The sequence below is a fragment of the Streptomyces sp. NPDC058231 genome, from assembly GCF_042882275.1.
Taxonomy (GTDB): Bacteria; Actinomycetota; Actinomycetes; order Streptomycetales; family Streptomycetaceae; genus Streptomyces.
The window spans coordinates 1-24,633 of record NZ_JBHVWN010000051.1; the positions used below are offsets into that span (position 1 = coordinate 1).

15 protein-coding genes and 1 pseudogene are annotated in these 24,633 nt (G+C 67.1%); 7 read left to right on the plus strand and 9 right to left on the minus strand.

Going from position 1 to position 24,633, the window contains the following annotated elements:
* Positions 1-792: 792 nt before the first annotated feature.
* The 4 genes from ACFVXE_RS27675 to tpg all read left to right on the plus strand — a co-directional run bounded on the left by ACFVXE_RS27675 (position 793) and on the right by tpg (position 5,619).
* Positions 793-3,459 (plus strand): Helicase associated domain protein, encoded by a 2,667-nt coding sequence (locus ACFVXE_RS27675; protein WP_389675120.1) that lies wholly within the window; start codon positions 793-795, stop codon positions 3,457-3,459.
* A gap of 441 nt (positions 3,460-3,900) precedes the next feature.
* Complete coding sequence (locus tag ACFVXE_RS27680; protein ID WP_389675122.1) at positions 3,901-4,362, plus strand: hypothetical protein; 462 nt, start codon at positions 3,901-3,903, stop codon at positions 4,360-4,362.
* 46 nt (positions 4,363-4,408) lie between these two features.
* On the plus strand, positions 4,409-4,609 hold the full coding sequence (locus ACFVXE_RS27685; RefSeq protein WP_389675124.1) for a hypothetical protein: 201 nt from the start codon (positions 4,409-4,411) through the stop codon (positions 4,607-4,609).
* A gap of 206 nt (positions 4,610-4,815) precedes the next feature.
* Complete coding sequence (gene tpg / locus ACFVXE_RS27690; protein ID WP_389675126.1) at positions 4,816-5,619, plus strand: telomere-protecting terminal protein Tpg; 804 nt, start codon at positions 4,816-4,818, stop codon at positions 5,617-5,619.
* Positions 5,620-5,651: 32 nt separating this feature from the next.
* Here tpg and ACFVXE_RS27695 read toward each other — a convergent pair whose 3' ends face one another.
* From ACFVXE_RS27695 to ACFVXE_RS27710, 4 genes are all read right to left on the minus strand, one after another.
* A complete protein-coding gene (locus ACFVXE_RS27695; RefSeq protein WP_389675128.1) occupies positions 5,652-6,764 on the minus strand; it encodes a hypothetical protein in 1,113 nt (370 codons plus the stop codon).
* Between the two features lie 11 nt (positions 6,765-6,775).
* The gene (locus ACFVXE_RS27700) at positions 6,776-7,519 is read right to left on the minus strand and encodes an AAA family ATPase (protein WP_389675129.1); all 744 of its coding nucleotides are present in this window, start codon (positions 7,517-7,519) and stop codon (positions 6,776-6,778) included.
* A complete protein-coding gene (locus ACFVXE_RS27705; protein WP_389675131.1) occupies positions 7,516-9,213 on the minus strand; it encodes a Mu transposase C-terminal domain-containing protein in 1,698 nt (565 codons plus the stop codon). Before ACFVXE_RS27705 ends, ACFVXE_RS27700 begins: the two co-directional genes overlap by 4 nt.
* A gap of 288 nt (positions 9,214-9,501) precedes the next feature.
* On the minus strand, positions 9,502-11,286 hold the full coding sequence (locus tag ACFVXE_RS27710; protein WP_389675132.1) for an RNA-guided endonuclease InsQ/TnpB family protein: 1,785 nt from the start codon (positions 11,284-11,286) through the stop codon (positions 9,502-9,504).
* A gap of 186 nt (positions 11,287-11,472) precedes the next feature.
* On the opposite strand from ACFVXE_RS27710, the gene istA reads away from it, so the two are divergent.
* Together istA and istB are read left to right on the plus strand one after the other, a co-directional pair.
* Positions 11,473-12,888 (plus strand): IS21 family transposase, encoded by a 1,416-nt coding sequence (gene istA / locus ACFVXE_RS27715; RefSeq protein ID WP_389675133.1) that lies wholly within the window; start codon positions 11,473-11,475, stop codon positions 12,886-12,888.
* Complete coding sequence (gene istB / locus ACFVXE_RS27720) at positions 12,885-13,613, plus strand: IS21-like element helper ATPase IstB (protein WP_389675134.1); 729 nt, start codon at positions 12,885-12,887, stop codon at positions 13,611-13,613. Before istA ends, istB begins: the two co-directional genes overlap by 4 nt.
* 80 nt (positions 13,614-13,693) lie before the next feature.
* Here istB and ACFVXE_RS27725 read toward each other — a convergent pair whose 3' ends face one another.
* Both ACFVXE_RS27725 and ACFVXE_RS27730 read right to left on the minus strand, forming a co-directional pair.
* The gene (locus ACFVXE_RS27725) at positions 13,694-14,302 is read right to left on the minus strand and encodes a hypothetical protein (RefSeq protein WP_389675136.1); all 609 of its coding nucleotides are present in this window, start codon (positions 14,300-14,302) and stop codon (positions 13,694-13,696) included.
* A 126-nt stretch (positions 14,303-14,428) separates the two neighbouring features.
* Positions 14,429-14,869, minus strand: a complete 441-nt coding sequence (locus ACFVXE_RS27730; protein WP_389675138.1) for a hypothetical protein — start codon at positions 14,867-14,869, stop codon at positions 14,429-14,431.
* 446 nt (positions 14,870-15,315) lie between these two features.
* Here ACFVXE_RS27730 and ACFVXE_RS27735 point away from each other — a divergent pair.
* Positions 15,316-15,465 (plus strand): annotated as a pseudogene (locus ACFVXE_RS27735) (ATP-binding protein); the annotation flags it as partial.
* A 9-nt stretch (positions 15,466-15,474) separates the two neighbouring features.
* Here ACFVXE_RS27735 and ACFVXE_RS27740 read toward each other — a convergent pair.
* The 3 genes from ACFVXE_RS27740 to ACFVXE_RS27750 all read right to left on the minus strand — a co-directional run bounded on the left by ACFVXE_RS27740 (position 15,475) and on the right by ACFVXE_RS27750 (position 23,901).
* Positions 15,475-15,879 carry a hypothetical protein gene (locus ACFVXE_RS27740; RefSeq protein WP_389675139.1) on the minus strand — a complete coding sequence of 135 codons (405 nt, stop codon included), beginning with the start codon at positions 15,877-15,879 and terminating at the stop codon, positions 15,475-15,477.
* Between the two features lie 944 nt (positions 15,880-16,823).
* Entirely contained in the window at positions 16,824-17,330 is a 507-nt protein-coding gene (locus ACFVXE_RS27745) for a DUF2750 domain-containing protein (RefSeq protein ID WP_389675141.1), read from the minus strand.
* Positions 17,281-23,901 (minus strand): polymorphic toxin-type HINT domain-containing protein, encoded by a 6,621-nt coding sequence (locus ACFVXE_RS27750; RefSeq protein ID WP_389675143.1) that lies wholly within the window; start codon positions 23,899-23,901, stop codon positions 17,281-17,283. Before ACFVXE_RS27750 ends, ACFVXE_RS27745 begins: the two co-directional genes overlap by 50 nt.
* Positions 23,902-24,633: the final 732 nt, after the last annotated feature.

Here is a 24,633-nt window from a genome sequence, read left to right on the forward strand (position 1 = left end):
GCGCGATGTGCAAGCGAACCCCCGCGCTTCGCGCGGGGGGGAGCACCCCGCTTCGCGGGGTGCGAACTCTGGCGCTTCGCGCCAGAGTTGACTCCGTTTCACGGAGTCTGCGCTTCGCGCAGTGTGCCCGGCTGCGCCGGGCCAACTCCCTCCGCTTCGCTCCTGGAGTTGAGAGGGCCGGCCCATGACACTCCACCAGAAGGGGCCGCTGGTCGGGGTGCTCTGTAAGGGATTTGACGTGCACTTCGTGCATGTCTGAGGGTGTGTCCGCTGCGCTCCCCCACCCTGGGGTCCTTCCGGCTTCGCCTCCGGACCTGGAGCCCGCTGCGCGGGATTGGCTGGCTACAGGGAGGGGGGTTGCTCGTTCGTGTTAAGTTCCAGAATGGCGAATACGTCGGAGATGATGCACATGTAACATTGGTAGAAGCGGGGCACACCCGGAGGGGTTATTGAACCCAGGTTCTCCATCGTGCACGCGCGGGTTCGCACTGCCCTGAATCGATTGCTTCCCGGAAGGCACGCTTTGCCAGCTCGGTGTCAGACACCGTCTTTCCGTCATCGGGGACATATCTGCCGGAGAAGATTACGCAGTCGGGGTAGACCGGCTGGAGCGCGTACCAGCCGGCCGTGATAGCGGAGACCAGCGCGAGGGAGCTGAGGAGGTGCTTCCACGTAGGAGGCCCTGAGACAGGACGGATCATGGCCGGGATCATACGGGCAGATCTTTCAACTTCTCATTCCGGCTTCAGCAACTCGCTCCACCCACCTCGTTTAGACACGGAAAGGTTCGCTATGGCGTCTGTGCAACTTCGAGAACACCAGGTGGACGCGAATGCACGTATCCGCAAGTGGGTGGGATTTCCCGCACGTAACACAGTGCCCGCCGGGGGTGCCCGTGCCACCGTCGTGTCAGCGACCGGCTCCGGGAAGACGATCACTGCCGCATCCGCCGCCCTGGAGTGCTTCCGCGGCGGCCGGATCCTCGTCACGGTGCCCACCCTCGACCTCCTCGTGCAAACCGCCCAGGCGTGGCGCCGGGTCGGCCACAACACGCCCATGGTCGCGGTGTGCTCCCTGGAGAAGGACGCCGTCCTGGAGCAGCTCGGGGTACGGACCACCACGAACCCGATCCAACTCGCCCTGTGGGCCGGCCATGGACCCGTCGTCGTGCTCGCCACGTACGCCTCCCTCGTCGACCGCGAGGACATCGACGCCCCATTGGGCCAGCAGAAGGTGCGCGGGCCGCTGGAGGCCGCCCTGGCAGGCGGCGAGCGCCTGTACGGCCAGCGCATGGACGGCTTCGACCTCGCGATCGTGGATGAGGCCCACGGAACCGCTGGTGATCTTGGGCGTCCGTGGGCAGCGATCCACGACAACGCCCGCATCCCGGCGGACTTCCGGCTCTACCTGACCGCGACCCCGCGCATCCTCGCCGCGGCCCGGCCTCAGAAGGGCGCGGACGGCCAGGAAGCGGAGATCGCGTCGATGGCCGACGACCCTGACGGCACGTACGGCGCGTGGCTCGCAGAACTCGGTCTGAGCGAGGCGATCGAGCGTGAGATCCTCGCCGGATTCGAGATCGACGTGCTGGAGATCCGCGACCCCTCCCCCGTCCTCGGGGAGTCGGAAGAGGCCCGGCGCGGCCGGCGCCTGGCGCTCCTGCAGACCGCGCTCCTGGAGCACGCCGCCGCGTACAACCTCCGTACGGTCATGACGTTCCACCAGAAGGTCGAAGAAGCCGCCGCGTTCGCGGAGAAGCTGCCGAAGACCGCTGCCGAGCTGTACGTCAACGACGCGTCCGACGACGACCTAGCCGCCGCGGACAAGCTGCCGAAGTCCTCGATCGACGCGGAGTTCTACGAACTGGAGGCCGGCCGGCACGTCCCGCCGGACCGGGTGTGGTCGGCGTGGCTGTGCGGCGACCACCTCGTCTCCGAACGCCGCGAGATCCTACACCAGTTCGCCAACGGCATCAACGCAGCCGAGCGCCGGGTCCACCGCGCGTTCCTCGCCAGCTGCCGCGTACTCGGCGAAGGCGTCGACATCACCGGCGAACGCGGAGTCGAAGCGATCTGCTTCGCCGACACCCGCGGCTCACAGGTAGAGATCGTCCAGAACATCGGCCGCGCGCTCCGACTCAACAAGGACGGCTCCACCAAGGTCGCGCGGATCATCGTGCCGGTCTTCCTCCAGGCCCGCGAAGACCCGACCGACATGGTCGCCTCCGCCTCGTATGCCGGGCTGGTCGCTGTGCTCCAAGGCCTCCGCTCGCACGATGAACGACTCGTCGAGCAGCTCGCCTCCCGCGCGCTCACCAGCGGGAAGCGCCAGGTGCACGTGCAGCGTGATGAGAATGGGCAGATCATCGGTGCCAGCGGCGAGGGCGACGGCGGGGACCAGAAGGACGACGACACACAGGCCGCCGCCGAAGCCGCCCTGCTCCACTTCTCCAGCCCACGCGACGCCGCCACCATCGCGGCGTTCCTGCGCACCCGGGTCTACCGGCCCGAGTCCCTGGTGTGGCTGGAGGGCTACCAGGCCCTGCTGCGCTGGCGGGCGGAGAACGAGATCACCGGACTGCACGCCGTCCCGTACGACGTGGAGACCGAAGTCGGCGTCACGAAGGACTTCCCCCTCGGACGCTGGGTGCACCAGCAGCGCAAAGCCCTGCGAGCCAGAGAGTCGGAAGAGCGGCGCAAGACCCTGCTGGACGCGCCGGAGGCCGGGATGGTCTGGGAGCCGGGCGAGGAAGCGTGGGAGAACAAGCTCGCCGCGCTCCGGTCCTACCGGCGGGCGACCGGGCACCTCGCGCCGCGTCAGGACGCGGTGTGGGGCGAGAGCGAAGCCGAGGGCCTGGCCCCCATCGGACAACACATGGCCAACCTCCGCCGCAAAGGCGGCCTCGGAAAAGACCCAAAGCGAGCGCAGGAGCGCGCCCACCAACTCGCCGCGATCGACCCGGACTGGAACTGCCCCTGGCCACTGGACTGGCAACGCCACCATCGAATCCTCGCCGACCTAGCCGACACCGAGGCCGGCGGCATCCTGCCCGACATCGCACCCGGCGTCCTCTTCGACAGCGACGACATCGGACGATGGCTCCAACGGCAGAAACAGCCGGGCACCTGGGCACAACTGTCGACCCAGCAGCAGGAACGACTGACCGCACTGGGTGTGCAGCCGTTTGAGGTGCCGTCCCCCGCCCCGGCAGCCAGCCGCGCGGCGAAGGGCCCGAACAAGGCACAGCAAGCGTTCCAACGCGGCCTGACAGCCCTGACGCAATGGGTGGAGCGGGAAGGCGTGGGCCGACCGGTACCCCGGAAGGCGGTGGAGGCCTTGCCCGACGGAAGCGAGACCAAGCTCGGCATCTGGTACAGCAACACCAAGTCCAGGCGGGACAGGCTCACCGCCGAACAACTCGACGCACTACGGAAGCTCGGGGTGGAGTGGGCCGTGTAGCGTCCGGTGCTGGTTTCAATAGCAAGTCGCTTCCGCATCGGCAGACATCACCCTCGGAGAGCATGTGCACATGAGAGAAGTACGCAAGAGAATCATGGCCGTATCCGGAATGCTGGCGGCTGTCGTCCAGGACGGCTTCAAGTTCCCGGCAGGAGTGGGCTCTCGGTGATACCCCAGATCCAGAGGGCGCGTTCGGGTGGACAGTGGCTCGGGACACGGGTTGCCCTCCGCGTTCCCGTCGTACTGATAACTCTCGTCGCCGGCGCGGTGGGAACCGCCTCCTGTGGCCAGGACAGCCCCGGCGTGGCATCGCCACCAGCGCCGAGGACAGTGGCACCTCGTCCCGAGCCGTCCGCAACACAGACCCTGCCGCAGGCCTCCGATCTGCCCAAGCATGCGGTGACCAGCGACAAACAGGCCACACTTAGCCCAGAAAGGACGATGGCCACGGGATACACCGGGAACGATTTCCTCACCGAACTGGCGAAGGACTGGAAGCTCCGACTCGAAAAGCCCGTCGAGCAGGAGATGCCCGACGGGAAAATGAGGACGTACGTTCACGGGCGCGGCAAGAACGGGATGACCGTGTCGGCCGGCTACGCCGATCACAAGAACATGTCCTCCCTGCTGTGCCGCGCGGGTACGAAGGAACCAGGCGATTTCGAGTTCCTGGCTTCCTGCACAGGTCTCGACGTCGCCGGAATCAACCATGACAAGGCGTCCTCGTGGCTCGACCGGGCGAAGAAGGAGACCGACTCCCTGTACGAGAAGCAGGTGACCAAGACGGGAATCGAACAAGAGTACGTTGTCAGCGGAGTGTTGGTCTCAGGCCCGGTGAGGATGGTTCTGCACCGCACATACGAGAGGTACTCACTGAGGATCCTCGGAGGCGCAGCGGCGTAGAGGCATCAGCAGGATTCCAGAGTCAAGGCCCCTCGTCGACCTCGGATTGAAGTGGGCAGCACAGGACCCGGAGCGGGCGGCGGAGCGCGCGGCGCAGCTCACCGCGATCGACCCGGGCTGGAACTGCCCATGGCCACTGGACTGGCAACGCCACCACCGCGTCCTCGCCGACCTGGCCGATGCCGACGGCCAGCTGCCCAGCATCACACCCGGCGTCCTCATGGACGGCGAGGACATCGAACTGTGACTGCAGCAGCAGAAGCGGCCGGGCACCTGGGCGCGGCTCCTGCCCGAGCAGCAGGAGCGGCTGACCGTGCTGGGCATCAAGCCCGACCAGTCGCCGTCTCCTGCCCCTGCGGGCGGCCACGCGACGGAAGAGCCCGAGCAAGGCGCAGCAGGCATTCCAGTGCGGGCTGACGGCACTCGCGCAGTGGGTGCACGCACAGCCATGGCATGCACCTCAGCCCTCCGCTCGTTGCCCTGTTGCGTACCAAAGACGCCCACGCAGCACTGACAATCGGCAGGCCGAACCGGGGCGCTCTCGAACCCTCTGTCCGTCACCATCTCTGTCTCCCGTTCGGCGTCTATAACCCAGGTTTGCCCATCGTGCGCCCTGTACGGCGGATCTCGATCGCGGGTGGCCGCGTCTGTGGGAGGTATGGCAGCTCAGATAGCCATAGGGGTCAAGCGCCGGGGAGAGTCGTGGGGGAGATCAGTGACGGAATTGAGCGGGCGCTGCTGACACGCCCGGCACCTACGGGCGCCTCGGCATTGCGTTTCCTTATGAGGTCCGAGAAGGGCTCCACGAGGAAGGTGGCACGCCTTCTGGGCGTTTCACAGCGCACCGTGCAGCGGTGGGTGACAAAGAAGTCTGGAGCACGTCGTCCGCCGGGTCCGCGGCATGTCCAGGCAATCGAGGAAGCGGTCCTGGCTCGGTGGCAGCCGCGGGTACGGGCCCGTCGGCGTGCCCGGGCAGAGGCGGAGGGCTTCGTCTTCCATACCCAGGCACGATTCGGTTTCGCCGCGCCGGCAGGGTCCTCGGACGATCCGCGGGTGCGATGGATCACCCAGGACCTGCCGGGAGAGGTAGCCCGGGAACTGTTCGCCGCTCGGGATGCCGACGCTGGCGAGCAGCAGCAGACGGTGATCTTGGCCCGCGCGCTGGGGCACTCCTACTTTCGCGAGTGGGGCCGGCGCGCCCACGGTCTGCACATCACCTTCAGCAACATCGAGTTCGCCGAATTCTCGATCGACTGAGCCTGCCTCTTCGAGCGACCGCGTCAGGGGGTTCAGCGTCGCGAGGGCCTGGCACGCCTGGTCGGCATCGCTTCGTACCTCTCGGCTTCCTGCCGCTCGCGCCAGTCCCACTCCACACGGCTGACCGGGCCTTTGCGGCGGGCTGCGGGCGGCTGTGGCGGGCGCAGCCTGGCCGTCTCCGCCACGCGCAGCAGGTGCGTACGGTCGCCTGGCGCGACGAGCAGTTCCTGGTCTTCGCCGGATACGTGCCGGCTGAAGCAGGCCGCGGCCCGCAGGAAGACGCCCGTCCAGGGCGGTACGGGGTAGGCGGCGCAGCCGTCGGTGTAGCGGGCGCGGTCGTGCAGGGCGAGCGTGGCCGCGGCAGGGTCGTAGTCGCGAGGGCGTGCGGTAGCGAGTTGCTGGAGGGAGGCGCCGGTGAACAGGGCGGCGGCGAGGGCGGCGGCCAGGCGGGGATGAGCGGTCGCCGTATGCAGCCGGTGGGCGACTCGCTGGGCGGTGCGCGCGGTGAGAGGCACGGGCGGTGGGCGGTGCCGGAAGATGATCGAGGGCGGGGTACACACTCCGGCGCAGGGGCGGGGGCTGTCGTAGGAGACGAGGCGGTCCAGTGCGGGCAGGGTGAGCCACCGGCCAGCCGGCCCGGCGGGCTCCTCTGTCGGCGCCGGTTCGGTGATAGGCGTGCCGTAGTAGTGGCGGCGGGCTGCCTCGAAGTCGGTGGTGACGGAGTAGTCGGCCGTCTGCAGGGCCTGGTGCAGAGCGGCGGGAAGGTGAGGGCGGTGGCAGACCAAGGTCAGGTGGACACCGGTGAGGGCCTGTAGCTGCAGGAGGCGCATCGCACGGCGGGCGGTGAGGCGGTGCGCGCGCAGGACGGTCAGCCGGCTCACGGGCAGGGCGATCATCCAGGCCGTGGCGGCTTCCCAGGCGGGCTGACGGCCGCCTGGGAAACGCCCCGGGAGCAGGGGCGGTTTGCCGAGTGCGGCGAGAAGGTCGTGGGCGAGGCCGGTATTGCTGGTAGTACCCGGGCCGGGGTGCAGGGTGATCCGGCCGGACGGCGGATGGTGGGCGGCCAGGGCGGTGTGCGTGTGGAGCACGTCGTCATGGCCGTCGATGACCACAGCGATGGGTGACAGCGGCGGGGTGGGAGGCATGGGCGGTGTGGTCAGGCGAGGCGGCTGAAAGCCCAGCGCAGCAGTTCTTGGTCGACGCGGGGGCGGCCGGTGCGTGCCAGAGCGGTGCGGGTGTGGGCGGTCAGCTGGGCCCAGGCGCGGAAGTTGCCGTGCGCGGCATGCTGGTCGGCGAAGACGATGTCGGCGGGCTCGGCGTCGGCCCAGACAGGGTGGAACAGGGGGATGACGTCGAGGACCTCGCTGGGGGTGAGGCGGGTGAAGTGCTGCCAGATGAAGATGCGGGAGGAGAGCATCGGTTCGCGACGCAGCACGGTGTGGCAGCCCTCGCCGCCGACGAAGATGATCGCGAGCCGGGTTGAGGGTTCGTCCCAGAGGTAGCGGAAGTATTCGAACGCTTCCCCGTTGAGCCACTGGGCCTCGTCGACGAGGAAGGTACGGGGGCGTTCGGCCAGAGCGGTTTTCAGCAGGCGGTCGAACTCGCTGGGATGACGTGGTGGCTCGCCGGCCAGGTCGAGGGCGGTGAACAGTTCGTAGCGCACCGCGCGGGCGGTGGGCCGGGCCCGGAAGGTGACCCGGCGGACGTCCTCGCCAGGTTCGAGCTCGCGCAGGCAGGTGTTGACCGCGAGAGTCTTGCCGAAGCCGGCCCCGCCATGGATACACATCATGGCCCGCGCGGCGACAGTGTCGGTGATGCTCTCCCGGGCGGTGAGCAGGGCGCGGGTGGTGACCACGGACGCATCGGGCAGGTCGACGTACTGGTAGGTGGCCGCGGTCACAAGGCGTCTCCGTCTCCGTCTTCGTCGGTGGTGGGAGGTGCGGCCCGCCCGTCGCGGCGGTCCGGGGCGGTTTCCTCATCGCTGCCGGACGGGAGCGGGACGGGCTGGCCTGATGTGGTCAGCGCGGTCAGGGAAGCAGGAGTGCGCCACCCGGCCGGCGGCGCGGCTAGCGGGATGAGGTCCGGCAGCGCCAGGTCCGACAGGTCGGTGTCGGCGGCCCGGGCGAGTTCGGCCCCGGCCTGCGCGGTGGTCAGTGCGCCGAGCCGCTGCGGGGCCTCCGCCTGGGTGGCGGCGGCGTAGCGCTCACGCTGGGAAGCCTCCAGGTCCTTCTTCAGACGGCGGGTACGGGCGGCCCGCGCGGTGCGTACGGCGCTGATCTGTTCGTCGGTGGCCTGATCAGCCAGGTCCGCGGGGCCGAGGTAGATGCCGGTGACTGCGTGGTAGACCTCGATGCGGTGGTCGTGGTGGGGCATGAAACGGACCCGGACCTGGATCCCGGCCTTACCGGTCATCCACGCACCCACAAAGTCGCGCCTGCGGAAGCGGACGCCGCGGGTGGTCAGCATGCGGGTGCCGGCGTCCTCCAGGGTGAACGTCCACAGATCCGCGGCCGGCACGTCCCGCAGCGGGGTGGGATCGTCCTGCCACGCCTCAAGCGGAGTCTTACCCCGCAATGGTGCGGGGTGGTGCTCGGTGTTCCACCACAGCGTCCAGGACAGCAGCCGGGCGGTGAAGTCCTCGAAGGTGAGCAGCACCTCGTCTTTCGGGCGGGAGGCCCGTTTGCCGGGGCGCGGCTGGCGGGCGTAGCCGGGCAGCGCGGCCAGGAACATGCTCTCCACCGCCCGATTCAGGCCCTCCACGGTGCCCTTGAGGTGGGGTGTGTAAGCGGGCAGGTCCTCCACGCTCACATCCAGGACATCGAACGCGGCGGTCACTGTTTTGGACAGGAAGTCCTTGCCTCGGTCGACCCGTACCTTCTCCGGCAGACCGCCGAAGGGGCCGTAAGGGTCCTCGCGCAGGACCGCGGAGCGCAGCGCGGCCAGCACCGACTCCCGCGAGGGATACACCGGCGTGACCGCCACCCCGGTGATCGCGTTGGTGGCGCAGTCGGTGAACCAGGTGATCCACGGCCGGCGGGCCGTACCCTCCACATCGACCAGGACAGGGGCCTGCACGTGGTCGGTCTCCCACACCTGGTTACGCCAGCCCCGCGGCCGGGCCAGGAACACATCGTGCTTACGTGCCGCCCGCTCCCCTCCCACGAGCCCGGCCCGCTCCCCCGGCGTCAGATCCCGCCGAATCGCCCGATGCAACGTTGTCAGCGACGGCCCGCGGTCCGGCGGGGACTGGTGGGCCGCCCGGACCGTCAATTCCCGGTGGACCGCCCGTACGTTCCCCTTCCACAACGCCAGCAGACCGCGCACCTCCGGGGTGATCGTGAACCTCACACCGGCCCGGCCACGGTCCGCCGGAGCGGCAGCCGCAGCCTCATCGCTCTCAGCAGCGGCAGCCAGCCACCGCCACACCGTGCGCTCCGCCACCCCCAGCGCTACCGCAGCCACCCGGACATGGCCTGCAGTCAGCTCACCCCCCACCCGCAGCGCAAGCAGCCGCCGAACCGCCGGACCACGCAGTGCCACCCGCGACGCCACAGGCAATCCGCCACCCGCACCAACAACACCACCGTCCTCCATGCCAGCCCACGATGCCGCCACGCAGCCACTCAAGGATCAGAAGTGCCGTTCCCATGACAGCGGAGCACAAAGGGATGTACCGCTCCGTGTCAGCAACATGACCCCCATGTACCACCCCATGTCAGTGACCCGATCCCCCAACCCCGCCACCACCAGCACAAACCCCCCACACCTGACGTGCCATCACTGACACCATTCCACTGACATAAAACCGGCACATCGCAGTAGCCGTCGCGGCGGGTCGGGTACGGGACGCCCGGGAATCACTCCCCGGGGGTGACACCGGCGTCAGCCGGTGTCTTCTCGCTTCAACGCCCCCTGCCCGGAACCCTTGCGGGAGCCAGGGCTTACGGAAGCTCCGCGAGCGTTTAAGGTCTCCCCCCTATCGGAGGCGACCGGCGTGAGCTGCCCGCGTGCCGCGTGCACGACGTTCGCGGTGCTGTTCTCGTGACGGTGTAGAACGCCACCGCACGACGAGCAGTAGAACCCTCTGCTGGAAGGGGCGGAGCTTGGGTTTCGCTCCCCGCACTTCCCGCAGGTATAGGCGGTCGGTTCGGCCTTGTCCAGAACGACAAGCTGCGAGCCGTACCAGACGGTTTTGTAGGCGAGTTGCCTGCGCAGCTCGCCCAGACCGGCATCCAGGAGGTGCCGGTTGAACAGGACCTTGGCCTTCACGTTCTTGCCGGGCTTCCCGGGGGTGCCCTTGGCCGAGGCGGTGAGAGAGATGAGGTCGAGGTCTTCGATCGCCACATGCGTGAACCCGGTGGCGAGTTTCTTGGAGACACCGTGCAGGAACGATGCGCGTCGGACCGCGATCTGGTGATGTACGCGGGCGAGTCGGGCTGTGCTCTTCGCTCGCCGTCGCGATCCCTTGGCCGTGCGGGCCAGTGCGCGCTGTGTCTTCGTCAGCTTGGCCATGTGGTCCGTGAGCGGCCGCGGGTGTTCCACCAGTGTGGAGGTGGGGTCGCCCGGGTGGAGGGGTCTGGACAGGGCGAGGTAGCGGGAGCCGAGGGCGACGCCGACGGGCCCGCCGGTGCGTTGGCGGGCGGTCGGGCGGCCGATCTGCTTGACGCGGCCGACGCGTTCGGCGGCCTTCTCGGCCTGGGCGCGGGTCGGGTACGGGGTACGGGTGCCGTCTTCGTCGATGTGTTCCCAGAGCAGGGGGATGTCTTGTCGCACCTTGGCGAGCACGCAGGCATACCAGCGGTGACCGCCTCGGATGACGGTCACGGACTGGATGAGGGCCCGGCCCCGGTCGACGAGCCGCGCGAGCGTCTTGCCCGTGTTGTGGATGCGGATGCTGCCGAGGCCCGGCATCACCAGGCGCCGGTAGCCGTCCAGCCGGATGATCGGCCGCTTCACGTCGTGATAGAGAGCGAACGATTCTGCCGCACGGTTCTTCTTCTTGAACCGGGGAAAGCCGGCACGCCGTCCGGCGGCGCGACGGCCGGAGAGCGACTTCAGCCAGTTCTTCCAGGCGGTCTGCGCGCGGTCGAAGCCTGAGGTGAAGCAGTAGACGTTGACCTCGCCCCACCACGGGCTGCCACCCTCCTCTGCGGGCCGGTCGCGGTCCATGCGCCACAACGCGGTGGTGTCCATGGCGGAGGGGGTGCGGAATCCAGCCCTGAACGCTTCGGCTTTCAGGCTGTTGACCGTGGTGCGGGCCTCGGTGAGCAGCAGGCTTTCGCGCCCGGTGGCGACGGCGTCCGCGCGGGCCGCGGCCAGCCGACGGTCCAGTGCCTCCTGCCCTGCCGGGGCCTGGAAGATGGCCGGGTGCTGTTTGCCGGGGGTGGTGGCCATGAGGGACTTGCGGTGGTGGTCCCACACCTTGATGCGGTCGGTGAGCTCGGCGCCGTCGGCCTTGATCCGGGACTTCGCCTCGGCCTCGCTCAGCCCCGCGTCGAGGTAGCGGGCCCGGCGGGCCACCCAGGCCCGGTGTGACTCGGCCTTCTTCGCCAGTGCGTAGTTGTAGGCCCACCGACAGGCGCCGGCATAGCGGCCCAGCTCGGCTCGCTCGGCATCTGTGGGGTCCAGGGCGAACCGGTATGCACGCAGGACTTGCGTCTCTGGCATATACGTTTCCCCCCGCGTGTCCTGGCTACATAAGTGACTTGCGGCTACGGAATGTAGAGCAATTGTCGGCGTACACGTGAACGCACATAGCCGCGTACGGATGAACGTGCAGAGTTCTTGATGTGCTGAGTGCCGGCCCCCGGCACGCTGCTGCCTGTTGTCGAAGGTCGCAGAGAGGGGTGGGCCATGGTCCTGGACCCGCAGCGCTGGCTCGAGCTCCGGCGTTTTCGCGGTTTGGTGGAGTCCGGGGCGATGAGCCTGTCGGAGGTCGCCAAGGAGACCGGGCTGAACTGGCGGACGGTCAGCAAGTACCTGTCTGCCGACTCGTCTGCGCCTCCGCGCCGGATGGCGAGTGGTCAGCCCCGCAAGCGGGTGGTCGACGAGGTCGCTCCGCTGATCGACGCGATACTGCGGGCGGAGATCCTGATGAAGGCCGCAGTGATTCACGAGCGGCTGGCCAAGGAGTACGGGTTCACCGGGAACTACCAGCGGGTCAAGCTCTACGTGCAGGAAGCCCGCCCGAGGATCGCGGAGGAACTGGGGATCACCCCGCGGGAACTGGCGGGGATGCATCGCAGGTTCGAGGTGATCCCGGGTGCTCAGGCTCAGGTGGACTGGGGCGATGAGGGCAAGCTCCTGGCCCACTTGGGCATCCCGAAGGTCTACTCCTTCCACATGGTGCTGTCGTACTCGCGTGATCCGTTCTGCTGCTTCACCACCAGCCTGGACCTGCAGACGTTTTTCGACTGCCATCGGCGGGCATTCGCGCACTTCAACGGGGTCCCGATGACGATCGTCTACGACCGCACCAAGACGGTCGTGCGCCGTCACGTTGCCCCGGGTGAGGCGGTTCCACTGCATCCGGAGGCGGTCGGGTTCGCCGGCCACTACGACTTCGACATTGATGTGCTGGCCGCCTACCGGCCCCAGGGCAAGGGCCGCGTCGAACGCCAGGTCCTGATCGTCCGCGACCACGTTCTCTCGGGCCGGGCCTTCTCCTGCATCGAGGAGATGGACGCCGCCTTCACCGCATGGGTACCGAAACGACGAACCCAGACGCACCGGACTCACCAGCAGGTCATCGGTGAGCGGGCAGCTCGTGACCACGCGGCTCTCAAGCCGTTGCCACCCACTCCGTATCTGGTGGCCGAACGTCATCTGCGGCCGGTCGGCAAAGACTGCCTGGTCGCCTTCGGCGGGAACCTCTACTCAGTCCCCGCCCGCAAGGTCCGACCGCGTCAGCTGGTGGAGATCAGGGCCACGAAGTCGCATGTCATGCTGCATTCCACCATTGCCGACGCCAGCGGCGAGACGCTGCTTGCCATGCATCCACGGGCAGTGGGACGCGGGGTCCGCGTCGTCGAAGAACAGCACTGGGACGGCCTGCCCACCGGCAAAGGACGCCGGACCACCACCGGCGACGCCTTGCCCCGGCCGCGTCACGAACGCCCCCCGGGTGAGGAGAGCGGACCGCTGCAAGCCCTCCTCAACCGGGCTGCGGCCACCCGCGTCGAGGTCGGCCGCCGACCGTTGTCGGTCTATGACGAACTGACCGGGACCCGCCCTTTCACCAGTAACCGAGCGACGAAGGAATCGTCTTGAGCGAGCTGACCGGCAACCGCATCCGCACCACGGCGGCCAAGCTCGGCCTGCCCCACCTGGCGGAAACCATCAACGAGTACACGCGGCGGGCGGACGAGGGGAAGATGGGCTACCTCGACTTCCTCGACCTGGTCCTCTCCGAGGAACTCGCCGTCCGCGACGACCGCCGCTTCCGCCAGGGCCTGCGGCTCTCCCGGCTGCCGCACCACAAAACGATCGATGAGTACGACTTCTCGTTCCAGCCCGAGCTCGACCCGCGCAAGATCAAAGACCTGGCCACCCTGTCCTTCGTCGAAGCAAAGGCCAATGCCGCCCTGCTGGGGCCGCCCGGCGTCGGCAAGACCCACATCGCGATCGCGCTGGCTGTCGCGGCCTGCCGGGCCGGCTACTCGATCTACTTCACCAGCCTCGACGACATGGTCCGCAACCTCAAAGCAGCCGAGGCAGCCGGACGTCTGACCAGCAAACTGGGTTCCTACCTGCGGCCGAGCGTTCTCGTGGTCGATGAAGTCGGCTACCAGCCCCTCGAACGCGCCGAGGCGAACCTGGTCTTCCAGGTCATCTCCAAGCGCTACGAAAAGGGCTCCATCATCCTGACCTCGAACAAGACCTTCAGCAAAGCGCACATGTTCCGGCGAACCTGTGCGAGGCGGCGCCGAAATTCGACAGGTTCGGCTGTACTCAAGCCGTCTCGGATGGTTGGTCGGCCTGCCAAGCGGTCCTGAAGGCCTCGAACTCGGCGCGGGGGAAATGATCGCCCTACTTGCCTCGGTGTCCGCTCTCGCCATACGTCGGAGAAGCAGCCTCACATGCCGCTCGGGTGGGTGGAGAGCCAGTCGGGATGTGCTGCCTTGAGGGCAGTGACGCTGGCGCTGGGGGCAAATACATCCCCGCCTCCGTCATACGGGTGGTACAGCCAGCGAAGATCGAGCGGTGCCAGCGTGACGCCCGCGATAACCTCATCAGCGACCAGCCTCAGCAGCGGGTCCAGTGCCTGCCTGCTACGGGGGCGGACGCTGACGTATTCGTGCTCGTAGACGATGTAATCCGGGAAATCATCATCGTGGACATGGCTGCCCCAGTGCCGGGCATCCGGGTCGACCTGCCGCAGTTGGGGCATGCGTGCGATGGGTTCGGCATCCCCGTTCCATTCCCGGGTGACCACATACAGCTCGGGGTCTCTCGGCCCCAACTCGTTCAACACGGTGTGATGACGATCAAGCATGATTGCGTACTCGCTGTCGCTTTCGGGGTACCGCTTTGACCCGGGGAGGCTATGGAAGCGCACCCACCGGTCGGGGTGGACATGCCGCATCTGACGACCCTCCGGCAGGGCGGGCCATCGCTCTTCCCAAAGGGCCGATAGTGCATCCAGACCCAGACCCAGGCCCTGCCGGGGAGACGTCTCGCTCATCGCTCCATGATCGGGCAACTGTATGATTCCGACAACCGAATTGATTTCCGGGTGCCAGCACCTCCCAGCACCCCAACGGAGATCGGCATCGCACATGGAACCTCAGTAGGTCGACCGGCGCCGACATTATGGTGCATTCGGCTCGGGCAAGCGGCCTGGATCGACGTGGTCGGTGAGGTAGATCATGACGCCCTCGGGGTCCATGCCGAAGGTCACGGCGACGAGTCTAGGGTCGAGGGTGTTCAGGTGTTCACCAGCTCGGCCAGGCGGGTGCACCGCAGCGTCCGGGGCGGGAACACCGCAGGGGTCCAGGATGTGACTGACATAGGCGGTCGAGGCCGCTGCCCGGCCGAATTTGGTGATTTTGGTGACGATCACGTGGGGGTTGTCGGTGCGGTGGCTCTCGCGGTGGGCCCGGCAGCATGGCAAGACCGACCAGCTGTCCGGGTCCAGCAGCACCGGATGCGGGCGTTTACCCAGGTGGATGGTCCTGTTGATCGGATCGAAGTCGTCGACGCGCAGGTGGCTCACCTCGCTGCTGGAGGCTGCGTGAAGGAGGGCCAACATGCCGAGCAGGACCTCGTGGGGGTGGGCGTCGATGCTGGTGGCCAGCGGCGGAACAACCGACGCTGCTGGTCGACGGCGACCGTGGCTCCGCTCAACCCTGACGGGCCCTTCGCCTTCAGACCCCGGGTGGGGTCGACGAGGATGACTCTGCCGGAGCGGACGAAGCGGAGAACTGCCGCAACACGGTCAGCCGACGCTGACGGGCCTTGGGCTGGGTGGCCAACGTCTGGAACTCCCGCGGGTCCCGGGCAGGTTAGGGACCGCTCGACCCTCGATCACCCGTAGACGCGACTCCTCCATCGGGCACACCTTCCTTACACCTGATGAATGAAGGTAGTGCCTTCAAAAGCGTGCTGTCAGCGAGACAATCAAAGAGACGCCCAGAACCCGTCTATGGCCAGGTGGCAGGGCAGACTCCCCGCGGGGAACAAATGCCAGCCCCAGATGAATGGGGCCAGGTCTTCGGCGACGAAGTCCTCGCCACCGCCATCCTCGACCGCCTCCTGCACCACTGCGAAGTCGTCGCCATCAACGGTCCCAGCTACCGGCTGAAGAACCGCCTCAAGGCCATCGAGCGCGAGACGGAAGTCGCCTGATCCGGGAGTTCAATCCTGGCCCAGTTCCTCGCCCGGCGGGATGAAGGCGTCGGCACTGTCGGCATCGTCAACATGCCCGTGAGCGTCCATCGTGATGGCTGTTGCCCGGCCCTGCGAGGTGATCAGCCACGCGAGTACCTGTTCCGTGAGCGGGCCGTTCCCCGGGCCCTCGTCTTTCCAGTGGGCCCGCCACCCACCACCAGGAACTGCGGCTACGACCTGGTCGGCCTTCTCAAGGTGGGAGAAGTCCTCGTATTCCGTGACGGGACGCATGGCGCCTCGCTTCGGGTCGACGACAAGCGCCGTCCCAGTTGCCGGGTCCCATGCCTCCACCCGCACCATGCGGCCGATCTCGGTCTCGGTGCCATTGAAGATCGCGGTCCAGCCGGTCTGATTGAAGTAACGAAGGTCCACCGCCCCATCCTCTCGCATGGCGATGAGCGCAGCGGGCGGCTACTTGCTCTGCACGTTCATCCGTACGCACCTCTGCACATAGGCGAGTACGCCGACAGCAAGGGCCAGGCCCGCTGGACCATGCGCTGGAAGACCGCCCTGAACGCCTTCGACATCACCTTCGACGGCCGCCTCTCCGCAGCTCGTCAGTAACCCCAACCACCCTGGTTACACCGTTCGTTTGACAGACCCGCACCGCGCTGACCCACCCGACTCCCGTCCCTGCCGGGCGCAGCCGATCGAGGCTCCCCCGCACTCGTCAGCCCCGGCAGGGACGGGCCTCACGTACGTGCCGTGCCCATGACTGTGGGGGTTCTGGCCTCTGCCACAGAAAGTCAGCCACCACGGCGGGCGCGCCGACCGACCACCCGCCACGTGTGTCTCGCTCAACCCCGCACCGGCATCAGCCCAGTTATCTCCATCGTCGCGACCCCCAGCCAGGCAGCAGGCATGGGCGTCCGGGACGGCCCGAGCCCGCCGGGCGGCCTCTCAGGCGCTCGGCCAGTCTGCTGCTGAGCGGTCGGACCAGGGCTTCCGATTGGTAGTCCGGCCTACGCTCCCGGGCTCTGCGCGCCGAGTGGTCGGCGGCCGTCGCCAGCGGGGCGGCAGACAGGAGCGGGCGGCGGTCGCCGACCGCCGGCGCGCGGCGGCCCGCGTCAGCGGGGCGCCCTTGATGAAGTAAAGAAACTCTGAACAGCTCGCACCACGCTGGCCGCTTCGCGCGACGCCATCGTTCTCCTCGGCCACTCTCTCCGTGACCCCGCAGGGGCCGTCCACTGACTCGATGAAGGCGGCGAACCGCCCTCCGAGCCGGACCCGTCCGTTGACGTTGCCGTCAACTACTGCCGTCAGACACCCCAGAGGCCCCACTGGAAACAAATTCCGATTGGGCGTTGCGACAGCCGTCACTCGGCCGAATCGTAGGGTGGCTCGCCAAGCGCGTGAACGAGACGGTTGACTACTTCACCAACAGTGAAGTCCCATCCAGTCAGGCGCTGCCCGCTCCAGTTAATCCCCACCCGGAAGTCATCCTTGGCTAGATCCGGCAAAGCCGCACTTCGCCAATGGTCCAGCGGCATTGCAACAGCTCGAAATTGAGGACCCCATAGCTGAGCGGCGCGCTGCGCACGGGTCTCCGACGACCAATAGGGGAAAGCTGGTTGCCCGGAACTTGAGACCGGGGTCGGACTGCCGTGATCGTCTCGAACCCACCAAACGGTACGTGTCAGAGCAATCTCACGGAAGAAAGCCGCCGTCTGCGCCCCGCTTGTGCTCACCTGAATCCTCCTAGATCGTCCCGACTTCAGCATCACGCTTGGACGCGGCGCCAGAGGCGCACTAGCGCCGCGCCCGTCCGCAGCGTTAGTAACCGGGCGGCAGCCTACGGTATCCGCCGGGGTCCATAATTGCATGATCCTCTGGCCATCGCGGTGTTAGCAACATGCCACCATCCCGGTCGGGAATAGGTTCATGGCTCAGCTCCATTGATTCCCGCGATCCGTCCGGACGCTGCCGCTGTGGCGCCGATCCCCGCTTCATACGACCGATGTTCGCGGCACCGTATTGGTCTGCGGCGCCCGGCTCCGCCGCTTCGTTCTTCCAAAATCGCTTGCGCATGGTGGACAAGGATGGTGCGACGCCATTCTTACTGGGTGTGGAATAATCTTCGCCCAATTTCCAACGCCCACCGCAGTTACTGTTGTGAACGAGTACCGGCGTAGTCCCCGCCAGCACATAGTACGTGTGGAGGCCGTCAACGGTGAGGTTGCGGGTTTCCATGGTCTTTTGGAAGGAGCGGGTTGTGCGGACGATTACAGGTGTGCCGACGTCCGTGCGCAGTGTCATGCCGGAGTGAAGGTCCGCGGTGTCTACCCAGGCATGTTCGGAGGGGGACCAGAACGGGTGGTGGTCGGTGGCGATGAGTTCTACGTCGCCGGCATTGGTGGTAACGGTCAGTTCGGTGAAGTCTTTGTCATCTTTGGTGATGATGGTGGCGAGGACTTCGCGTGGTTCGGTCTTGCCGGTTTCAGGGTCAGTGGCGATGACCTTGTCGCCGGTCTGGACGTCTTTGAGTGGCTTGGTCGTGCCGTCGACCGTTTTGACTTGCTGGGTAGGCAGGAAGCTGTTTTTACATATTCCGATCTTGCGTACGGCATTTTTTTCTGCCATGAGCTCGTCTGCTTCGAACGCAAGCCCGAATATGGCCCCGGCTGCTGCGCCCTCAGCTTCGTTGCTGAGAGCTTCCGTCGTTGACTCGTCATCGCCGTCGACGAGGTCGGAAACCGCTGCTTGGGCGAACCCTGCTGCCGCGCCGCAGGCAGGGGTCGCCAGCAGAGTAGCGCCGCCGGTTTCCAAGGACCCGGCGACTAGTGCGCTCTCGCACACGACGCCTACAACGACCCCGGCCGCAATGCCTGCAACCTCACCGGCGAGCTTGCCCCAGCTGAACCCGCCGTCTCCGTCGCCAGCAGGCTTGGAGCCGGAGCCGCCAATCGTGGGGCTCCCTGAGCTCGGCGACGGCGGCTGCTGCGGTTGCGGTTTCTCGATCGGCTTCGGGTGGCAGTGTCCGGTCCCGTCGTCTGCGCAGAGGCCTGTCGGGTCCTTGAAGTTGATGGGGTCGTTGTGGGTGTAGCTGAAGGCGGAGAGGTTTTGTGGGTCGTAGGGGGTGCTGAGGGGGTCGGGGCTGAGGAAGCGGCCGAGTTTGGGGTCGTAGGCGCGGGCGCCGAGGAGGGAGAGGCCGGTGGCAGTGTCTTCGGTTTTGCCGAGGAAGCCGTGGTCGGTTCCGGTGGGTAGGTTGCCGCTGCGTTCGTCGCCGAAGGGTGTGTAGCGGCGGCGGGTGGCGGTGCCGGTCTTGGCGTCGACGGCCAGCTGGGTCGATGCCTGGGTGTCGGCCATCAGGTAGGTGACTTTGCCGCTGCCCGAGTCAGTGGTGCGCATGGCGACGGCTGCTGTGCCGCAGGCGTAGTAGCGGGTGGCGGTGGCGGTGTGGCCGTCGGTGGTGCGTAGTTCGGTGCCGCCGAGGTAGGCGACTGTTTCCTGGGGGTTGGTGCGGACCAGGAGGTTGCCGTCGGCGTCGTAGGTGTAGCGGGTGAGTTCGGTGCCGGTGGTCTTGGTGGTGGTGACGGTGTTGAGCTGGCCGAGCGCGGTCCAGGTGTAGTCGGTTTTCTTGTTGTCGGCCGTGGTGGCGCCCGGTTCGACGCGGTGCTCGAGCTGGCCGTCGGGGGTGTAGGTGAAGGTGTCCTTGGAGGTGATGGTGGTGCCGGATTTGTTGTCGATCTGGCGGACGCCGTGTGGTGGTTGGTCGGGGTTGGCCGTGGTCCAGGTGCCGCTGTCGTCGTAGCCGGGGTAGAGGTAGTCGCGGGTTGTCTGCTTGGCGGCCGCGTCGGTGTCGGTGACGCTTTGGAGGTTGCCGAGCCGGTCGTAGGTGTAGCGGGTCTGGTAGGGGGCTTCGCCGGTGAAGTCGGAGACTGCACCGACAGCAGGGGTAGCCCAGTTGGAGCAGTCGCTCGCGGCTGCTCTGGTGTAGGCGTCGGTCAGGCGGGCCAGGTCGTCGTACCGGAAGCACTGGGACTGGGCAGTCTGGCCGCTGGCCTGCTCCCTCAGTTCGGTGAGTTTGCCGTCGGGGTCGTAGCTGTAGGTGTCCTTCTGGGACTCTTGGATGAGCCCGTTGACGTTGACCGTCGTGGAGATGGAGTCCAGGCGGCCTGTGCCGTTGGTGTCCTGGTAGGCGTAGGAGCGTTTCGCGTTGACGCCGGTGCCGGTGAATGTCCCGCCGTAGTCGCGCCCTACGAGACGGCTGTAGTCGTCGTAGCGGGTGCTGTTGACGTAGACGGCGTTGCCGAGTGTGCCGGTGAGCCGGTCCGGGTGGCCGTAGCTGTCGTACGAGGTGGTGACGGTCTCGGCGTCCAGGCCGCCGGCCTTGGGGTAGGTGGCGGTGATGATGTGGTCGGCGGCGTCGTAGGTCTGGGTGGTGGTGTAGCTGCCGGCGAGGCCGTTGACGTTGGCCGGGATGGTGGTGGTGGTGCTCAGTGGCCGGCCGCGGGTGTCGAAGCTGTTGATCTTCGAGGTGTACGCGTTGCCGTCGGTGTCGCGGCTGGTCGTCGTGGTCACCTTGCCGAGCCCATTGGGCACGGTCGGGTCGTCCCAGGTCCAAGCGGCCAGTTCGTTGCTTCCGCTGGACACCGAGGTCTTGCGGCCGATGTTGTCGTAGGAGTACGTGACGACAGTCTTTTTGGCATTGCTGGTGACTGTGTCGATCTGCCCGTTTTCGTCGTATTTGGTGATGGACTCGCCGGCGTCCGGGTCATTCACCGTGAGGCGCTGCTTGGCCCAGTCGTAGGTGTAGGCGGTGTTGTTGCCGCGGGCGTCGGTGATCTGCGTCAGTTCGCCGTTGCCGCCGTACTGGTACTGAGTGGCGAACAGGGAGGTGCCGTCGTGTTCGACGACCTTGGAGACCTGCCCGTAGACGTCGGCGTAGGTGTCGGTGTCGCCTCTGTCGGGCTGGCTGACTGTGGTGTAGTCACCGTTGTATGTGGTTGTCACCCGGTTGGCGGCCTGGATCTGGGAGGTGGTTCCGTCTCCTACTCGGAGCCGGGACTGCACCGTTCGCGCTGCCCAGTCGACCAGGTGTTCCGTGTAGGACGGCAGGTCTTCAAGCTTGGGCGAGACGAGTCCGTCGGACGCTGCTGCCCCTCTGCTGCGGAAGACCGCTGAGGTACCGACGGTGTTGCCCGCGCTGTCGTAGCGCGTCACTGCGACCTGGCGGTAGCTGGCCTGTACCGGGATGACGATGTCGGGAAGCGGGTTCTGGGTCTCACGGGTACGCCCGAGGCCGTCGAGGTAGGCGTAGGAGGACAGGTATGTGGATCCGGACTGAAGGGTCTGGGTGCTCACCTGGGGGAAGTCGGTCACGGAGTCCGGTATGCCGCTGCTGGTGGCAGTGGGAATGGAGTATCCGAACTTGAGCGATGGGGAAGTGCCTGTCTCGGTGGGCTTCCACACCTCGGTGGTGCGGCCGGCCGCGTCCAGGGTGACCGTGGTGACGTTCTTGTTGGCGTCCTGGGTCTTGTACGGCACGCCCCAGAACCGGGACATCCACACGGTCGTGCTCAGCGGACCCTTGGCGGACATGGTGCCGTCGGGATCAGCCGTTGTGCTGGTGATCCCGTTGGTCGGCCATAGGTTGGCCGGGCTGTACGTCGTGGTGGTGCGGTTGTGTTTGCTGTCGTCGCCCCAGATGGCACGTCCGGCGTCGTCGTAGCCCGCCCAAATGCTGCGGTACGTGCTGGCATCGGTGTAGGTGCGGACTTCGGTGGCGTTGCCGTCGACCGGCTTGTCCGTGTCGATGGAGGTCGCGTTGTCGAACAAAGTGGCCGTGTATGTGTCCTGGTTGGCCGCCGCGCGGTCGGCGCACCCGGTGTTGTAGTGCCGTACCTCGTCCTGGAGGGCCGTCCAGCGCTGGGCGCCGGTGGAGTCGTAGTCGTCGGTGTTGTAGGCGCGGCCGTAGGTGGTGCAGCGGTTGTCGGCGACGTTGGTCTCGCCCCAGTCGTCGGTGCGCAGGGGCAGGCCGTAGGTGGTGGAGGTGCTGTTGGTGTCGTCGAACTCGCTCTGGACGACATGCTCGCGCCAGCCCGTGGAAATCTTGGTCTGCGTCGTGGTCTGGGCTTCGCGGACGAAGCGCGCGTCGGCTATGCCGTCGTAGGTGGCGGTGGTGTGGGTCCAGTAGCTATGGAAGACCCGCTCGTGCGAGTTGCCGGTGTCGTCGCGCTGGGATGTCTCGATCGTCTGGCCGGAGAGCCAGGGTTCGTCGGTGTAGGTGGTGCCTTCGCCGTCGCTGACGCTGACCGCCCGGGTTTTTGAGGGGTCGGTCTTGTCGATGCGGTCACCGTCCAGTCCGCGGTAGAGCCAGTTGTAGGTGGTGTGCTTGGCGGTGCCTGTTCCGGTGGTGACGGCGACTTGCTGGTAGCCGCGCCAGTCGGTCCAGGACTCGTCCTCGTCCTTGGTCAGCGGGTCATTGGTGAACGCCCATCCGGCGCCGCCCGCGTAGTCGTACGAGGTGGTGATGACGGGTGCGCCGTCCTGGTTGCTGGTGACGGTGGGGTCGACTTCGACCTGGGTCACCAGGAACTTCTTGAACCAGCCGGACTTCGCGTCCGTCTCGCCCTCTGGGGTCCACTTCTGCCAGAAGCAGTCCTGCTTGTTGGACGCCTGGGTGGGGAGGGACGCTGCGTCGCAGGCGTCGGGGGCGCCGTAGGTGACGGTGGTGGTCGCGCCGAGCTCGTCGTGGATGGTGCTGATGCGCCGGAAGTTGATCTCGCTGGAGCCGACCTTGTTGTCCAGGTCGACACCGTTGAAGTTGATCACGGGCAGGACTATGTCGGTGCCGTCGCCGTAGGTCTTGCGCTGCATGTAGTCCAGCCACAGCGTCTTGCCGATGGTGCCCGCGGGGTTCGGCAGTCCGTGCTTGGTCTGGTACTGCTGCACCAGGTCCCAGCCGTCACCCGTGGTCTTGAGGGCGAACGTCTTGATGTCCCAGAGCATGTCCTTGGTGAAGAACGTGGGGAAGTACGTCTTGCCGGCGCAGTTGTAGTCGTTCGCCGTCCCGTCGCACATCAGGTCGACCGGGACGTCGGGGTAGGAGGTGGGGGTGGAGCTGATGGACGGGCAGGCGCTGGGTTCGTCGCGCAGCGGGTCGGCTTCGGCCATGCGTTCCACGCACCGGCCCACGTGGGTCAGTTCGACCCTGCCGGTGGGCTTGGAGTCGGCGATCTGGGTCGGCCAGCCGTACTCGACGGCGCTCAGGTAGCCGCCCGAGGTGTACTGGCGGGGCTTGTCCGTGTTCGCGACGGACCGGTAGTGGTTGTATTCCTTGTCGTAGAAGTAGGTGGTGTCGACCTCGTTGGCGTCCATGACCCGGTCGAGGTTCCACCGCCAGGCCTGGGTGCACGGCTCGGGAAACTGGTCGTGGCAGGGCTCTCCGGCGTTGTTGCCGACCACCGGCATCGTGTACACCGACGAGGTCGCCTCTTGGGTGCGCTCGGAGCGGCCCCAGCCGAAGTAGTAGCGCTGGCCGTCCTGGGTGCCGATCACCCAGTACTCGTCATCCGCGCCGTGGCCGCCGGTCAGGTGCTGGACCCGCCAGCCCGGGTCGTCCCTGAGGTGGTAGGAGCCGGTTCCGGTGCCGTCCTGGACGAGCTCGGAGGTGACACCGTTGAGGCTGATGACGTAGACCGCGCCGTCCGGTTCCTTGTCCGTGTTGGGCGAGTCCCAGCACATGTCGCCGATCGTCGGCAGACCGTCGTCGGAGCAGTTGCGGTAGCGGCGTTCGATGAACCCGACGCCGAGGTCCCAGCCCATGCCGGCCCAGGACGCCTGGTTGTTCGTGGCCGAGGTACGGCCGTCCACGGACTGCGAGTTGTAGGACAGGCCCAGGGAGGGCGCCGAGCCCATCGCGGGAGCAGGCAGCTGGATCGGCAGGTTGTAGGTGAACGCACCGGACCCGGTCGAAACCGACCACGCCCCGGAAGCAGCAAGGGAGGAAGCGCGGTAGTCGCCCTGATCGAAGGAGGACCCGGTCGTGACCGCGTAGACAGTGGCGCCCCCACTCGTGCCCAGCTGGGTGGACAGGCCAGCGTCGCCACCATCGGTGCCGGGGTCTGCGACTGTGGTGTCCGCGTCGGCTGTGACCGTCGCTGTCAGCGTGCCCGTCTTGACGTCGTTGTCGCTCGGCACGACCTCACGAGCCGTACAGCCCTCCGCCTCCGGAGTGGTCAGCGCACAGGCAGGAAGCTTCACCAGCATCAGACGCTGCGCGAAATCACCACCGTAGGCGTACTGGAAACCTGAATAGTCGATCCCCAGCTGCACCTGGCCCGGCTCACTGCCGCCATCGGTCCGGGAAACCTGGACACCCAGACCCACTCCCCCGACCGGAGCAACCGCTTCCCGGTCAAGGACCTGCACATCGACCTGCTCCGGGGTCAACGGATCCGCGACCGGATCCGTCGCGCCAGAGCCTGTGGGTTCGGGTGACGGCGCATCGGAGGCGGAGGGGCTCGCCTCCGGCGAGGCATCTTCGCCTGACGTCGCAGACGGCGACGGATCGTCTGCGGACACGACCCGGCCGGCCCCGGCGAACTGCGGCGCGGGACCGGGCCCCTCTGCAACAGGCGCGACCTCCACGACATCGGCAACCCGGCTCTCGTCGCCGCCCGGCGTAGGCGACGGTGTGGCCGAGGACGGTGCGGTGGGAGACGGCGCATCGGACGGGGTCGCTATGACAGTCCCTGGGTCCCCCGGCGCTGCCGTCGACAGATCGACGCGCGCCTGAGCCGCAGCCGGCCACTTCGGCTTCGGAAGAGCCTTCCCCGCCTCTTCCGCCTGCTGGGCGGCACGGAGCCAACTGATTGCGACGGGACGATCGGTGTCGAGTCATCCGCAGCCACCGCCCCCGGCGGCGACACCACCGACACAGTCGACAGCAAGCCGGAGAGCAACGCCCCGGCCACTCCCAAAGAAACCCACCGCGTACGCCGAGAACCCACTGACGCTCCCACCCCATGCGAGGCACACGTCAGCGAACCCCACCATCAACATTTGACCCGCCGAGATGTATGGCAGCCGCCGCGCTCCCCAGCACGGCATGAAGAAGCCACCAGATGATCTCGATCGGTGTATGGGGACGGTAGTTCGTGTGAACCAACTGTGAATAGAGTG